We start from the raw sequence: 14,875 nt of genomic DNA on the forward strand, positions 1-14,875 counted from the left end.
TTATTGAGAACACTAGTTGTATCGTTTCCATCGAATGTGAAAGTATCGTTATTGGCTTCGACATTGTTTTCCACGGTAACGGTAACGGTTGCCGTGTCACAAGCAGCACCTTGACAAACTTCGTATTCGAAAGTAACTGTTCCTGAAAAACCAGGATCAGGAGTATATGTTATTTCGTTAGTAGCCGGATCAACACTTACCGTACCACTTGAAGGAGTGCTGAAAATCGTTACAGTAACAGGTAATGCTACAGTGTCATTTCCTAAAACATCAATAACTACCGGAGTGTTATAACTTGTAGTAACTTCATCATCTACTACTTCAAAAACAGAAATGAATGCTGAATTGTAAGCAATGAAAGCAGGGTCACTTGTACCACCAAGATCATAACGAAGGCGTGCTACGTTCATGTAGTTGGAAGAGTTAATTCCAAAAGCAGAAGCATCTCTCGCCCATAGCTTAATAGGTCTTGTTGAGTTAACAAAAGAAGGACCATTAGAAAGACCAGTATTAGGGTTGTAAAAATCAGCAGCCCAAGTTCCTAAATCCGGAGTATTTGAACCATTGGAAAAATCTATAGTTAGGACATTACCCACCAAGTTACCGGAAGCATCTTCAAAATAGATGGCGTCTAATGTAGAACTGGGTTGAGCCAATTGACTTACCACAATATCAGGAATACCATCGGCAATCATACTCAAATCAGGAATTGAGGATAGTAAAAAGTCTAAGGGAGCTGCATTTCCAGGAATATTTGTAATGGCTGTTCCTAAGTCAAGTCCGTTAGCTCCGTTATTTAGCATTTCTGAAAATAGAGGTGGAGTTGTGAAAGGACCAGGCTCTTGAGCGATACTTGTGCTACCGTCCCACATAGAACCGATAGCAAATAATAAAGGACCTCCACTGCCAGGAGATGTAGGAAAGGAACCATCTTGTACTGGTAAAGCCTTGTACGTTGTATTAGCATAAGTCACACCATTAGCATCCAAAAGAGCGTTGTTAACTCCTGTTGAGTACACAGTAGATGAAAATCTAAAAGCTAATAATTCGTGATGATTATTAGGATTTGTTGGATTCAAATTTCCAACACCAGATTCCCAGTATCCGCCAAAATTAGAGTAAATATAGTCTACGGTTTGGGATTGAAGTGTGAAAAAATTGAGTAAAAAGAGAATTAAAAAAAAGTAGATTTTTTTCATTATTTATAGGAATTACCAAATTAATATATTTTCAATTAATCTTGCAAAAATATGTCTATGTTGCCCGAAATTCCTATAGTTCTACTGTCCGTTTTCCGTAATTTGGATAGTATAAAAAGAGCTATTCTTTTGAATTATATTGTTTCGCCTTCTGATTCTAAGAATTTTATAAAATCGGAAGGAGGAAATCCTGTTATTGACTTGAAAACAGCGGAAAATTTACTATGTGAAGAGAAGCCACTTTTTTCAGCCAGATAACTTAATTTATATTGTCTGTATTGCGCATTGTTCTTAAGTTTTCTGATGATGTAATTAATCCGTAATTCATTCAGATAATTATTAAAATCTTTATTGTAATACTCGTTTAAAATGATGGATAAATATTTTGTATTTGTATTGAGTTTACTAGCTAAAGAAGGAAGGGAAAAATTATTCTTTAAATAATTTTCACCTTCTTCAAATTGTTTTAAGCCTTCAAGAATTTTGAGTTTGGTTTTTTCAGGCATCTGATTTTTCCTTACAACTTTTTTATTCGGATCTTCCAAATCTTCTTGCAGATTATTTTCATTTAGCTGGTTTTTCAAATCACGTATAATAGCTAACTGCTTTTTATCTCTTTCATGTAGATTGTTAAGAACATTTTTAAATCGTAAAAAATCTTTCTTTCTTTTTCTTTGGAACCAAAAAAAGGAGATGAAGATAATTATTAAAAGTAAGCTCAGCGATATTAGAAGAATGTATTTGTATTGGGTAATTCCTTTTTTATGAGTTGTCTTAAGAGAATCGATAAGATCGAGCATTACCTTTTTTTTGTTGGCTTCACTTTTTTCGTAAACCTTTAAATATTTGTCATTATAAAATGAATTTTTTTCCGCATTATAGGTTAACGACTCTTTATAATATTCGGCTAAAGTTTTGTATACTTCTAGTTTTAAACTCGAAGAATCAGAAGAGTCAGCGATACTTTCTGCTTTAGTTAAATATTCTTTAGCCAAAACAGTTTCATTCTTTTGAAAATAAGCCTGTCCTATTCCCGAATATATCATTCCTTTTAAAGAAGAATCGTCAGAAAGAATATCATTTAACATTGATAGTGCGTCCTGAAAAGATTGTAATGCAGTATCAGATTTGTTAAGATGTAAATATACTTTTCCAAGTAATGATTTATTTGTCGCAAAAAAGTATTTTTTTGTATTCCCTTCAGGAAGTTTAGTTAAATATTCTTCTGCTCTAGTAGCATATTCTTCTGCTTGTGTGAAATTTTCGTCCAGAATAGAATAATATGTTTCTTCCTGATAAACCATAGACAAATACAAATTTTTGGTATTTTCTTTTGGTATGAGTTTACTGGAGTTCAAACCTTTTTCAAGAAATTTTCTTCCTTCATTTGTTAACCCTATCAATCGGTATTGAGTAGAAAGAAAACCATATATTCTGGCTTGCCATTCATAGATTTTATTTTGGTCGGCAATTTCTTTTGCTTTCAACGCATAAAGGATAGCAGACTTATTGTCTCCTGTTTGTTGATGTAAATCAGAAGTAAGCATCAACGCTTTTAACTTATGTATCGGTTCCGGAGAATTCTGATATAAAGAATCTGCAATCAAAAAAGCTTTTTCAGGATCATGAGCTGCAATAGTAATAGCAGTAGCATTAAAAATACTATCAAACTTTGTATTTCCTTTTTCCTGAGCAAAGGAATAAATGCAAAAATTAAAAAGGTAAAAAAGCAGTAAAAGATATTTCATAGTCTTTATTTTTTACAGAAAAAAATAAAAGAGGTTGATTCTGTCTTTGGGGCTTACAAAAATATGATTTATTTAAAGAAATAGAAATTAATCTTTAAGTCTTTTCCTTTAAATAATTACCTTCGTACTTATGAATTTATTACGAAAATTTCTTTTCCCTTTAGGATTGATATATTGGTTAACAACCTATTGTCGCAATATTTTTTATGACAAAGGTTGGTTTAAAAGCTATTCTTTTTCGTTGCCAATCATTGCTGTTGGGAATTTAAGCGTAGGCGGAACCGGAAAAACGCCTCATATCGAATATTTGATTCGCCTCTTAGAAAATATAAAAGTAGCCACTTTAAGTAGAGGTTATGGACGAAAGACCAAAGGATTTATTCTTGCTGATGAAAAAGCAACAGCTTTAAGTATCGGTGATGAACCGTTTCAGTTTTTTTCAAAATTTAAAGATATTACAGTTGCGGTTGATGCTGATCGAAGACACGGAATTGAAGAATTACAAGAGAAGATTCACCCTGAAATTATTTTACTTGACGACGCTTTTCAACATAGAAAAGTAAAAGCAGGTTTTTATATTTTGTTAACCGATTATAATCATTTGTTTACTCAAGATTATATTTTGCCTTTTGGGAATTTACGTGAACCTTCTTTCGGAAAAAAACGTGCTAATGTGATAATTGTCACTAAATGTCCAGATGATATTTCTGAAATTGCGATGCAAAATATTCGCAAGGAATTAAATGTAGATGTTCCTGTTTTCTTTAGTAAAATTGTGTATGATACCTTTTTATGGAACAACAATCAGAAAATTAAAATTGAAGAAGTACAGGAAAGTAAGTTGATTGTTGCCGGAATTGCTAATCCAACCAGTTTTATCAATTTTCTGAAAAAAGATACCGATGACGTTTTGTTGTTTCCGGATCATCATTCGTTCTCTGAAAAAGATATCGAAACTATTTTAGCAACAGCCAAAGGACGAAAAATTGTAACAACGGAAAAAGATTATATGCGTTTGCAGGATAAAATAGGAGCCAATCAATTATGGTATTTGCCTATTACTATTGAAATTATAGAAAATCAAGATCAATTCGATAAATTAATACATGATTATGTGGGATAAAGTTCAAGAAACCGTTGCTTTTTTAAAAGATAAAACGAATCAATTTCAACCGGAATACGGAATTATTTTAGGCTCTGGATTGGGAGGTTTTGCTGATGATATAGCTGTAGAATATACAATTTCATACAAAGAAATACCGCATTTTCCGGTTTCAACAGTAGAAGGTCACAAAGGAGCATTACTGTTTGGAACGATTGGTAATAAAAAAGTTTTGGCTATGCAAGGTCGTTTTCATTATTATGAGGGCTATGAAATGCACGAAGTAACGTTTCCGGTTAGAGTAATGAAATATTTAGGAATTGAAAAACTGATTGTTTCCAATGCTTCAGGTGGAGTAAATCCAACTTTTAAAGTAGGCGACGTGATGATGATTAAAGATCATATTAATATGATGCCGGGACATCCATTAAGAGGAAAAAATGATGAACGTTTCGGACCGCGATTTTTAAATATGAGCGAACCTTATTCTAAAAAGATGATGGGAAAAGCAAAAGCAATTGCTGAGTCTTTACAGATTGATTTAAAAGAAGGTGTTTATTTAGCTTTACAAGGGCCAACTTTTGAAACGCTAGCAGAATATAAAATGGTGAAAGTATTGGGGGCTGATTGCGTTGGAATGTCAACGGTTCCGGAAGTAATTGTAGCTCGTCACATGAATATGGAATGCTTTGGTGTTTCTGTAATTACCGATATGGGAGACGAAGAAAATATAACCGAAGTAAATCATGAGGAAGTTTTGGAAGCTGCTAAAAAAGCAGAACCTCATGTGAGAAACTTGATTCAAAAACTTATTTTGGAGTATTAAAATATTCTGAGATAACAGCATAAAAATTATCAGGAATGAATGGTTTGGTAATCACATCATTCATTCCGAAAGATAATAACATTTCTCTGTTTTCATTTAAAGAAATAGCTGTTAAAGCAATAATCGGAGTAGTGCTGTTGAATTTTCGAATTTCCGCCGTAGCTTCAGTTCCGTTGATTCCCGGTAAATGAACATCCATCAAAACTAAATCAAATGTACTGGTTTTTAGCATTTCTATAGCTTCTTCTCCGTTGTCAATTACCGTACAATGAACTCCTTTTTTCTCTAACATTTTGATGGTTATCATCTGATTGATTTTATTGTCTTCAACCAATAAAATATTTTTTTCTTTAAAGCATTGCTCGTCCAGATACAAATCGTAAATTTCTTCATTAGAAAGAACATCTCCCTTTTCAAACTTTAATTCAAAACTAAAAGAAGTTCCTTTTTTAGTATCACTTTCTAAGTGAATTTCAGTGCCTAATAGCTCTAAAATTTTCTTAACAATAGAAAGTCCTAATCCCGTTCCTCCATAAGTTCTATTAATTTCTACGGAACCCTGACTGAAGCTCTCAAAAATAGATTCTTGTTTGTCCTTTGGAATTCCAATTCCGTTATCTTTTATTTCGAAATATAGTTTTATGGTCTGAAAATCTTCACTCAGTTTTTTAACTGTAAACCAAACATCACCATTTTTAGTAAACTTAATAGCATTATTCATCAAATTGATAATGACCTGCGAAAGTTTTGTAGGATCACCTATGAGATAATGCTCTATAGATTTATCAATGTCTTGGCGGCAGTCTACTTTATTTTCCAGAATGAATTCGTTAAAAGAATTGCGAATATTTGTCGTTAATTCATGAATGTTGAAACTGATTTTTTCAACCCTAGCCTTATCAGATTCTAAACGGTTGATCTCAAGAATATCGTTGATAAAATTTAAAAGATAGTTTCCCGAAAATTCTAACGATTTCAAATAATTCAATTGATTTGCTCTTGGCTTTTCCTGAAGCAGTAAATAGGTAATCCCGTTAATTGCATTTAAAGGTGTACGTAATTCGTGACTGACTGTCGCCATAAATTCGGCACGAGCCTTTGATGCTTTTTCTACTTTTTCTTTTTCTTCAATAAGCTCTTCATTTTTGTCCTGCAGTAACTTATTAGTACTAATTCTTATCTTGTTGTTCTTGTAAAGTGACAAACTTAAAAGTGAAAGAATAGAGATTAAAGCAATACTTAAAATACTGATGAGTTTAGAAAAACGAAGAGTCTTTTGCTGGCTTTTTTTCTCTTTGTCAAGAAGCTCAATGGTTTTAAGTTGTTTTTCAAACTGAATTCTATCATAAGCATTTTCATTGACATAGTTGCTGTAAAAATTGCCTAGAGAATCTGTAATGGTGACGTATTTTGTTAAATAATCATACGATTTTTCATAATTAGCATTAGCTTTATAAGTATCGCTGATTTGCTTTAAAATCTTTTTTTGTAAGCTTAAATTGTTGACACCCTCGGTATTTAATTTAAGTGCTTTGTCCAGTAGAGAAATACTTTCTTTGTAATTTTCAGACTTAAACTCTAGCAGCGCTAATTGGTAATAAGCTTCAATTCGGGTTTCCAATAGTGCGTCGTTCTCACTTGAATTATGGATGATTTTTTTGAAAATACCGGTTGCTTCTTTTGTTTTTCCTTTTTCGGCGAACAGAATTCCTTTTTGAAGATTAATCAATTCGATGGCATCAGTAAAATTGAGTTCTTGGAAAATAAGCGAAGCCTTTTTGAAATAAATATCGGAAAGTTCCGGTTTGTTTTTAGCAATATAGCATTTTCCTAAGTTATAGTAAGCCAAAGCTAAATTAGATTTCGGAACATTTTTTCCGTATGAATTAATACTTCTGATGTAATTATCTATAGCATCGTCAACTTTTTGAATTTCAAAATATATTCCGCCTAAAACCAAATAACAATCGCCCATTTTGTTTTGAAGATTGTTGTTTTTTGCAAAGTCAATAGCTTTTTCAGTATAAAAAATAGCCTTATTGAAAGACTTCTTGTCTTCTTTATTAAAAATGGCTATTTCTAAGTAATAATCAACACTATCATTAATTTGAGCGACCTCTTTGTATAAAGCCTGAGATTTTCCAAATAATGGAAAGAGAAGACAAGCTAACAAAAATAGTACTGTTCTCAAATACTTTATTTTTAAGGAATTAGAGTGATTCTTATTTTGATTGTGCAAAATGGAATATAAATATATGAAAAAATTATTTGGTAGCTATAAAATTAATCAAATTGATCAATCGGGAAGAATATCCGATCTCATTATCATACCAACCTACCACTTTTACCATTTTATCAATCACAGACGTTAATTGAGCATCAAATAAACAAGAATTAGTATTTCCAATAACATCTACCGAAACAATTGGGTCTTCCGTATAGGCTAAAATGCCTTTCAAATTGGTTTCCGAAGCTTTTTTAAAAGCCTGATTAATTTCATCAATGCTCACTTCGCGTTGTACATTAAACGTAATATCGGTTAACGAACCATCGGGAACAGGAACACGAATACCACATCCGCCCATTTTTTCGTTCAATTCCGGGAAAATTTTAGTCAATGCTTTGGCAGCTCCTGTTGTTGTAGGAACAATAGATTGTGCTGCTCCGCGAGCTCTTCTCAAATCTTTATGAGGCTGATCGTGTAAGCTTTGGTCGGTAGTGTAGGAGTGAACCGTAGTGATATAGGCTTGTTCAATATCGCATAATTCTTTGATGACCTTAATCATGGGTGCAGCATTGTTTGTGGTACAGCTGGCGTTAGAAATGACTAATTCTGTTCCGTCAACCAAATGTTCGTTCACGCCTAACACAATGGTTTTAATTTTTTCGTCTTCCGGTGGAGCCGATAAAATAACTTTTTTGGCACCCGCATCAATATGTTGTAAAGCTAATTCTTGGGTTTTAAATTTCCCAGTCGATTCTACCACAAAATCAATGGCTAAATCTTTCCAATTTAACTTTTTAATTTCTTTTTCATGGAAGAAGTAAACCAATTTCCCGTCGATCAAAATTCCGTCGTCGTTGTATTGAATATCGTTGGATAAAATACCGTGAATGCTGTCATACTTCAACAAATGACTCATGGTTTTATTGTCGGCAATATCATTGATAGCAACCACTTCTATAGAAGGATGATTGATGAGTAATCGGAAGAGATTTCGGCCAATACGACCAAAACCGTTTATAGCTATTTTTATTTTTTGTGACATAATATTATAGATGTTTACTGGCTTCTTTTTTACTGAGAGAATGCAAAGAATGTTTTTCAATGAATTCAGAAACCCATTTAGGATCTGATTTTGAATATTCCCTTAATGCCCAGCCAATAGCTTTATTGATAAAAAATTCGTTACTATTTAAATTAGAAGTGATAGTTTGAGTTAGAAAAGCGGTATTCGTATTTGATTTCGATTTTAATTGACAAATGATACTGGTTCTTCTCAACCACAAATTCTCTGAAGTAGCCCATTGCAAAATTTCTTCTTGTGCTTCCGGAAAATGTTGGAATATAAAACCCACAAGATGACTCGCTAACAAGTCGACACTATCCCACCAGAATTTAGTGCTGATTAATTGCTTGATAAGGTTGAGATCAGTTGGTGTGAGTTGTTTTTTTTTAGCAATTAAATAATCAATCACAACATATTGAAATTCACGTTCTTTTTCGTTCCAAAGTCCGTGAACTAAATCCCAATCAATTTCCTTTTCGCTCTTAAGATTTTGTAGAAAAGGTTTTTGAAGTGTGTTACGTATAGGTGTTTGAATACCTAAAAATGGAAAATTATTTTTCATATAATTTTCCATTTGCAAGCTCTTTTCAGGATTTCTGTGAGCATGAAAACTAGCTGTCAGTTGTTCTATATTCACAATAGAAATCGCTTAATGAATATGTTTTTCAGCATGATAAGAAGAACGCACTAAAGCACCGCTCTCCACATGTCTGAAACCTAATTCTTTTCCTATTTTTTCGTATTTTTCAAATTGCTCCGGAGTGATAAACTCTTTTACAGGTAAGTGTTTTTTACTCGGTTGCAAGTATTGACCAATAGTAACAATATCTACTTTAGCGTCTTTTAAATCGTGTAAGGTTTGAATCACTTCTTCTTCTGTTTCTCCTAAACCAAGCATGATTCCCGATTTCGTTCTGTTGATACCTTGTTCTTTTAAATAACGCAATACTTCTAAACTTCTGTCGTATTTTGCTTGGATACGGACTTCACGCGTTAATCGACGAACGGTTTCCATATTGTGCGAAACTACTTCCGGAGCAACGGCAATAATTCGGTCAATATTTTTTTCTACCCCTTGAAAATCAGGGATCAATGTTTCTAAAGTAGTTGTCGGATTCATTCTTCGGATAGCCTTTACCGTTTCTGCCCAAATGATAGAACCCATATCTTTGATATCATCGCGATCCACACTAGTGATTACAGCGTGTTTGATATTCATTAATTTAATTGAACGCGCTACTTTTTCCGGTTCTTCCCAATCCACATCTTCAGGTCTTCCGGTTTTAACACCACAAAATCCGCAAGAACGCGTACAAATATTTCCTAAAATCATGAATGTTGCCGTACCTTCACCCCAGCATTCGCCCATATTAGGACAACTACCTGATGTACAAATCGTATTTAGTTTGTATTTGTCAACAAGACCTCTTAATTCGGTATATTTTTTACCGGTTGGCAGCTTTACGCGTAACCATTTCGGTTTAGCTTCTCTTGGAGGAAAAACACTTTCTGTTTCTGTATTCATACTCAAATGTGTTTGAAAGGCAAAGATAAGAAGAATTCAAGAAACAATAGTTAAGATTGTGTTTAAGCTTTTTTCTTTTTGGTGATGGTTTCTGCCAAAAGTTTTTTGGCACGCAAAAGTTTAATTTTGATATTATTCAAAGGTTCATCCAAGATATCAGCCATTTCCTGATAGCTCATTTCTTGAAAATAGCGCAATTGAATAACTTCTTGATAAGCAGGTTTTAAGGTTTTGATGTGATTGAGTAGTTGCGAAAGATTTTGTTCTGTGATTAAATCGTCTTCAGCACTGGGTGTGTCATCGGCAACATTAAAACTATTGTTGTTTTCGTCATCGTTCATGTCAACAAATAAAGAAGATTTTTTTTTGCGCAACATGTCGATATGAACATTTTTTGCAATCGCAATTAGCCACGTATTAAAACCATATTCCGGATTGTAATTCGAAATTTTATCAAAAGCTTTAGCGAAAGTTTCAATCACAATATCTTCTGCATCATGTTCGTTTTCGGTGCGTTTCAGCATAAAACCATAGACTTCATTCCAGTAGAAATCCAAAAGAAAAGTGAAAGCCACTTGGTCGCCTTCTTTGGCCTTTTCAATATTACGCTGTATGATTTCCGAATTTACTTCCAATGAACCGGTTTTGAAAAAAGATTAGTGATAAAAACGTTTAATTGAGTGAAGATAAGGAAAATTTCAATGAATGGAAACCAATACATGACATCTTTCTCTTTTAATTTTCCTGCGGCAAAGCCTAATGAAATCCAAGCGAAAATATAGCGAAAAACTATAATTCCAACCACAATCATCCACTGGAATTGCAATGCTAAAAGTAATACCGCTAAAACGAAGAATAAAAATTGAGAGACAAAGAATAATCCCAATTGAAATTTATCGAATGATTTGTATAATTTGGCAGTAGAAACATGTCTTCTTTTTTGGTTGAACCAATCTTTGAATTTGGTTTTTGGCATAGAATAGGTAAAGCTTGCTTCTGAAAAACAAATGTCCGTATTGCTTCCGCTTGCCACCTGATTGATGAATAAATCGTCATCACCGGAACGAACTTGCATGTGGTCCATAAAACCGCGAACTCTAAAGAATTCGTCTTTTTTATAGGCTAAATTTCGACCTACTCCCATGTAAGGTTTTCCTAGTTTTGCCCAGGCAAAATATTGAGTTGCTGTTAAAAGCGTTTCAAAGCGGATGATTTTATTTAAAAACGAATTTTTAACTTTTTCGTAAGCGCCATAACCTAAAACAATGGTTTTGGTTGAGGTAAAATGAGCCGTCATTTCGGCAATCCAGTTTTGCGATTGCGGATAACAATCAGCATCAGTGAATAATAAGTATTCGTTTTTAGCAGCCTTAATACCTAAAGTCAAAGCGTATTTTTTGTTGCCCCAAAAAGCCTCGTTGTTATCTACTTTGACCAATTTAACGAAATTGTGTTGCTTTTCAATGGCTTCAAACAAATCGCGAGTTTCGTCGCTGGAAGCATCGTCAATTAAAACCAATTCGTAAGCCGGATAGTTTTGCGATAACAATAACGGGATGTATTTTTGAATGTTTTCGGCTTCGTTTTTGGCACAAACAATTACAGAAACCGGTACATTTTTAGGGGTCGCTGTTTGTGATTTGGTAAATGAAAATTTCCCAAAAATAAATACGTAGTAAACTAATTGAATAAAAGCGATAGCACCAAATCCAATAAGCAAGGTGTTGAGTAGAATAAGCATAAAAGTGAAGAGAAATTAGGCTGAATGACTAGTTTCGTTGCAATCTTTGTATTGGTCCGGAGTTCTTCCGCAAAAACTGCAAGATTCTCCTTCTTGATTTAAAAACGGACTTTGACTAGCGCAAGTTCCGGCAAATTTCCCGTCTTTTTTACCCCAAATTTTAATGGCAATTCCGGCAACTGCTAATAATAATAATCCTATGGTAAGTAATGCTAGTTTCATGATAATTCTATTTGAATGCAAATTTACAAAAGAAAAATGATTTATGAATAGAGATTTTTGATTTAAAATACTATCAATATTTTTAAGGATCTATTCTCTTTTTTCTATCGTCTTTTTTCTTTAGATGATGTTAACTTCAGCTTCAATAGCAATTCCGAATTGTTCAAAAATCGTTTGTTGAATGTTTTTCGAAACCTCCAAAATCTCTTGTCCGGTTGCATTGCCATAATTAACTAAAACTAAGGCTTGATTTTTATGAATTCCGGCATCGCCAAAGCGTTTTCCTTTAAAACCGGCTTGCTCAATCAACCATCCGGCAGGAACTTTAACTTCGGTTTCCGAGACTTTATAATGTGGCATATCCGGAAATTGAGTGGCTGTTTTTTCGTATTGTTCTTTAGTAATTATCGGATTTTTGAAAAAGCTTCCACTGTTTCCTAATTCTTTTGGGTTCGGTAATTTACTGCTTCTAATTGCAATAACAGCATCACTAATATCTTTGATAGTAGGATTGGTAATGTTCATTTTTTCCAATTCTGCGTCAATTGCTCCGTAAGATGTATTTAAAACGTGATTGTTTTTCGTTAGTTTGAAAGTCACGGCAGTAATGATGAATTGGTCTTTCAATTCGTTTTTGAAAATACTTTCGCGATAACCAAAGCGACATTCTTCGTTGGTAAAAGTGCTGTTTTCTAAAGTTTCAATAGCAATGGCTTCGCAAGTAAAAAGCGAATCTTTGATTTCTTTGCCATAAGCACCAATATTTTGAATAGGTGTTGTGCCCACATTGCCGGGAATAAGCGAAAGGTTTTCTAATCCGCCAAAGTTGTGTTTGATGCACCACAAAACAAATTCGTGCCAATTTTCGCCTGCATTGGCTTTAACCCAAACAAAATCTTCGTTTTCGTCTACAATCTCAATTCCTTTTAGTGCTACGTGAACCACTAATTTATGAATGTCTTGCGTTAAAAGCATGTTGCTGCCACCACCCAAAACAAAAATATCTTTTTGGTTTTCAAGAACTTCTTTGAGTTCGTTTACGGAAGTTACAGCGGTAAAAGCTTGAGCAAAAGCCTCAATGCCAAAAGTATTGTAGTTTTTTAACGAAAAGTGATTTTGGATATTCATGTTGATGCAATTGAAAAATCAAAGGTAAAAATAAGAATTGAACCTTATTTACAAATTGAAAATTTTATACGATTGGTGTGTTTGTTGCACAATTTTTTCCGTTCTATCGCTATGCGTGTCCGAAATAAAAATTTGTCCGAAAGTATCGTTGTTGACCATGTTTATAATCTTTGCTACGCGGAATTCATCTAGTTTGTCGAAAATATCATCAAACAGAAGCAACGGTAATTCGCCGCTTTTTTCTTTAATGAATTCAAATTGGGCCAACTTTAGTGCGATTAAAAAAGATTTTTGTTGGCCTTGCGAACCAAATTTTTTAATGGGATAACCGCTAATTTCAAAACTTAAATCGTCTTTATGAATACCGAAGTTTGTGTATTGAGCGGCTCTATCTTTGGCTATGCCATTTTGCAATAAATTTTCTAACGAATCTTCGCTCAATTGCGATTGATAAACCAAATTCACAGTCTCCGCTTGATCGGAAATCAAATCGTAATATTTCTTGAAGATCACGATAAAATTGTCTAAAAACTGTTGGCGTTTTTCAAAAATAGTATTGCCTAGCGGAGCCAATTGTTCGTTGTAAATCGCTAAAGTGTCTTGGTCAAACGTTTGGTTCAATGCAAAATATTTAAGCAAAGCATTGCGTTGTGCAATTAATTTCTGGTATTGCAACAATTGATTGAGGTACGATTGGTCTAAAACAGAAATAACACCGTCGATGAATTTTCGTCTCACTTCACTTCCTTCCGCAATCAAATCATTGTCAGCTGGCGAAATAATAACTAGTGGAATCAATCCGATGTGTTCCGATAGTTTTTCGTAAGCCTTATTGTTGCGTTTGATGATTTTCTTTTGTCCGCGTTTTAAACTGCACGACACTTTTTCTTCTTTGTCATTTTTAAAGAAAACCGCATCTAAAAGAAAGAACTCTTCGTCGTGCTTAATATTTTGAACCGCCAAAGGATTGAAATAGCTTTTTCCGTAAGCTAAATGATAAATAGCGTCTAAAATATTGGTTTTGCCAACGCCATTTCGTCCTACAAAACAGTTGATTTTAGTGTCAAAATCAAAATTTTGCTGGTCTATGTTCTTATAATTTAAAAGGGTCAGTTGCTTTAAAAACACGCGAAATCGTTCAGTTGAAAAGTTACGGATACAAAAGTAATAGATATAAACAGAATGGTAAAAGTAAAAATAGTTTTATTTAAAAAGTAAAAGCTTTTGTAGTAAATGAATGAAAATTGATTTATTTTTATGGCGGTTTCAATAAAAATTATATTTTTGCACCCAATAAATTAAAAATAAATGGCAACATATAACAAAAGAGGTTATAAAGCACCTAAACCTAAAGAAGTAGAAGAGAACGTTGAAAATGAATTTGAAGAAGTTGTAGAAACTGGTGACAGTACAACGGCTGAGGTTTTTAATACCCTTGATGAAACTGCTAATAAAGCAGAGGATTGGGTAGCTAAAAATCAAAAAGTTATTTTAGGTGTTGTTGGAGCTATTGCTGTGGTAACTTTAGGGTATTTCTTCTATAACAAGTTTATGGTTGAGCCAAAAGAAGAGAAAGCATTAAATGATATTTATTTAGCACAATCATATTTTAATGATGCGTTAAATAATACACAAGCTGCCGATTCTTTATTTACATTAGCATTAAACGGAGCGGAAGGTAAGTTAGGTTTTGTAGGTGTTGCTGAAGAATATTCAGGAACAAAAACAGGAAACTTAGCAAACTATTATGCAGGTATGTCATATTTACATTTGAAAGATTTCCAAAAAGCAGAAACGTCTTTATTGAAATTTAAGTCAGATGATATGTTTTTACAAGCAGCTGCTTACGGAGCTTTAGGTGATGCATATTCAGAATTGAATAAAGTAGAAGATGCTATTTCATATTACAAAAAAGCAGCTGAAGCTAACGAAAATGATTATACAACGCCAAGATTCTTAAATAAAGCGGCTCAATTAGCGTTGTTGAATAATAAAAAAGAAGAAGCCCACGGTTTATTTGTGAAAATTAAAGAAAACTACGAGAATTCTCGTGAAGCAATGAATATCGATATGTACATTGCAATGACTGAATAA

14 protein-coding genes are annotated in these 14,875 nt (G+C 33.4%); 3 read left to right on the top strand and 11 right to left on the bottom strand.

Annotated elements, in window-relative coordinates; translation table 11 throughout:
- A partial coding sequence (locus ACUSJC_RS02860; protein WP_449268042.1) for an Ig-like domain-containing protein occupies window positions 1-1,199 on the bottom strand: 1,199 nt, incomplete at its 3' end.
- 134 nt (window positions 1,200-1,333) lie between these two features.
- Entirely contained in the window at window positions 1,334-2,947 is a 1,614-nt protein-coding gene (locus ACUSJC_RS02865) for a helix-turn-helix domain-containing protein (protein WP_449268043.1), read from the bottom strand.
- 130 nt (window positions 2,948-3,077) lie between these two features.
- On the opposite strand from ACUSJC_RS02865, the gene lpxK reads away from it, so the two are divergent.
- A complete protein-coding gene (lpxK, locus tag ACUSJC_RS02870; RefSeq protein ID WP_449268044.1) occupies window positions 3,078-4,070 on the top strand; it encodes a tetraacyldisaccharide 4'-kinase in 993 nt (330 codons plus the stop codon).
- The gene (locus ACUSJC_RS02875) at window positions 4,060-4,875 is read left to right on the top strand and encodes a purine-nucleoside phosphorylase (protein WP_449268045.1); all 816 of its coding nucleotides are present in this window, start codon (window positions 4,060-4,062) and stop codon (window positions 4,873-4,875) included. The genes lpxK and ACUSJC_RS02875 overlap by 11 nt, the downstream gene beginning before the upstream one ends.
- On the opposite strand, the gene ACUSJC_RS02880 is transcribed toward ACUSJC_RS02875, so the two are convergent.
- The 9 genes from ACUSJC_RS02880 to recF form a co-directional block, all read right to left on the bottom strand.
- Complete coding sequence (locus ACUSJC_RS02880) at window positions 4,859-7,066, bottom strand: ATP-binding protein (protein WP_449268046.1); 2,208 nt, start codon at window positions 7,064-7,066, stop codon at window positions 4,859-4,861. The genes ACUSJC_RS02875 and ACUSJC_RS02880 overlap by 17 nt on opposite strands.
- A gap of 73 nt (window positions 7,067-7,139) precedes the next feature.
- Window positions 7,140-8,144, bottom strand: coding sequence for a type I glyceraldehyde-3-phosphate dehydrogenase (gene gap, locus ACUSJC_RS02885; protein WP_449268047.1), 1,005 nt, complete (start codon window positions 8,142-8,144; stop codon window positions 7,140-7,142).
- A gap of 4 nt (window positions 8,145-8,148) precedes the next feature.
- Window positions 8,149-8,802: a DNA alkylation repair protein gene (locus ACUSJC_RS02890; RefSeq protein WP_449268048.1), complete on the bottom strand. Its 654-nt coding sequence runs from the start codon at window positions 8,800-8,802 to the stop codon at window positions 8,149-8,151.
- Between the two features lie 12 nt (window positions 8,803-8,814).
- The gene (lipA, locus tag ACUSJC_RS02895; RefSeq protein ID WP_449268049.1) at window positions 8,815-9,690 is read right to left on the bottom strand and encodes a lipoyl synthase; all 876 of its coding nucleotides are present in this window, start codon (window positions 9,688-9,690) and stop codon (window positions 8,815-8,817) included.
- 62 nt (window positions 9,691-9,752) lie between these two features.
- Entirely contained in the window at window positions 9,753-10,325 is a 573-nt protein-coding gene (locus ACUSJC_RS02900) for an RNA polymerase sigma factor (protein ID WP_449268050.1), read from the bottom strand.
- Complete coding sequence (locus ACUSJC_RS02905) at window positions 10,316-11,431, bottom strand: glycosyltransferase (RefSeq protein ID WP_449268051.1); 1,116 nt, start codon at window positions 11,429-11,431, stop codon at window positions 10,316-10,318. Before ACUSJC_RS02905 ends, ACUSJC_RS02900 begins: the two co-directional genes overlap by 10 nt.
- A gap of 15 nt (window positions 11,432-11,446) precedes the next feature.
- Window positions 11,447-11,653, bottom strand: coding sequence for a membrane or secreted protein (locus ACUSJC_RS02910; protein ID WP_449268052.1), 207 nt, complete (start codon window positions 11,651-11,653; stop codon window positions 11,447-11,449).
- A 120-nt stretch (window positions 11,654-11,773) separates the two neighbouring features.
- Window positions 11,774-12,781 carry a UDP-N-acetylmuramate dehydrogenase gene (gene murB / locus ACUSJC_RS02915; protein ID WP_449268053.1) on the bottom strand — a complete coding sequence of 336 codons (1,008 nt, stop codon included), beginning with the start codon at window positions 12,779-12,781 and terminating at the stop codon, window positions 11,774-11,776.
- 48 nt (window positions 12,782-12,829) lie between these two features.
- Window positions 12,830-13,909, bottom strand: a complete 1,080-nt coding sequence (recF, locus tag ACUSJC_RS02920; protein WP_449268054.1) for a DNA replication/repair protein RecF — start codon at window positions 13,907-13,909, stop codon at window positions 12,830-12,832.
- A 180-nt stretch (window positions 13,910-14,089) separates the two neighbouring features.
- Between recF and ACUSJC_RS02925 the strand changes: the two genes are divergently transcribed.
- Window positions 14,090-14,875, top strand: coding sequence for a tetratricopeptide repeat protein (locus ACUSJC_RS02925; RefSeq protein WP_449268055.1), 786 nt, complete (start codon window positions 14,090-14,092; stop codon window positions 14,873-14,875).

It is taken from the genome of Flavobacterium sp. U410 (genome assembly GCF_053570605.1).

What these genes read in the sequence shown, in the direction of transcription:
- ACUSJC_RS02910 (WP_449268052.1), bottom strand. Translation starts at nt 11,653, where the DNA reads ATGAAACTAGCATTACTTACCATAGGATTATTATTATTAGCAGTTGCC.
- murB (WP_449268053.1), bottom strand. Translation starts at nt 12,781, where the DNA reads ATGAATATCCAAAATCACTTTTCGTTAAAAAACTACAATACTTTTGGC.
- gap (WP_449268047.1), bottom strand. Translation starts at nt 8,144, where the DNA reads ATGTCACAAAAAATAAAAATAGCTATAAACGGTTTTGGTCGTATTGGC.
- ACUSJC_RS02865 (WP_449268043.1), bottom strand. Translation starts at nt 2,947, where the DNA reads ATGAAATATCTTTTACTGCTTTTTTACCTTTTTAATTTTTGCATTTAT.
- ACUSJC_RS02905 (WP_449268051.1), bottom strand. Translation starts at nt 11,431, where the DNA reads ATGCTTATTCTACTCAACACCTTGCTTATTGGATTTGGTGCTATCGCT.
- ACUSJC_RS02875 (WP_449268045.1), top strand. Translation starts at nt 4,060, where the DNA reads ATGTGGGATAAAGTTCAAGAAACCGTTGCTTTTTTAAAAGATAAAACG.
- lipA (WP_449268049.1), bottom strand. Translation starts at nt 9,690, where the DNA reads ATGAATACAGAAACAGAAAGTGTTTTTCCTCCAAGAGAAGCTAAACCG.
- ACUSJC_RS02925 (WP_449268055.1), top strand. Translation starts at nt 14,090, where the DNA reads ATGGCAACATATAACAAAAGAGGTTATAAAGCACCTAAACCTAAAGAA.
- lpxK (WP_449268044.1), top strand. Translation starts at nt 3,078, where the DNA reads ATGAATTTATTACGAAAATTTCTTTTCCCTTTAGGATTGATATATTGG.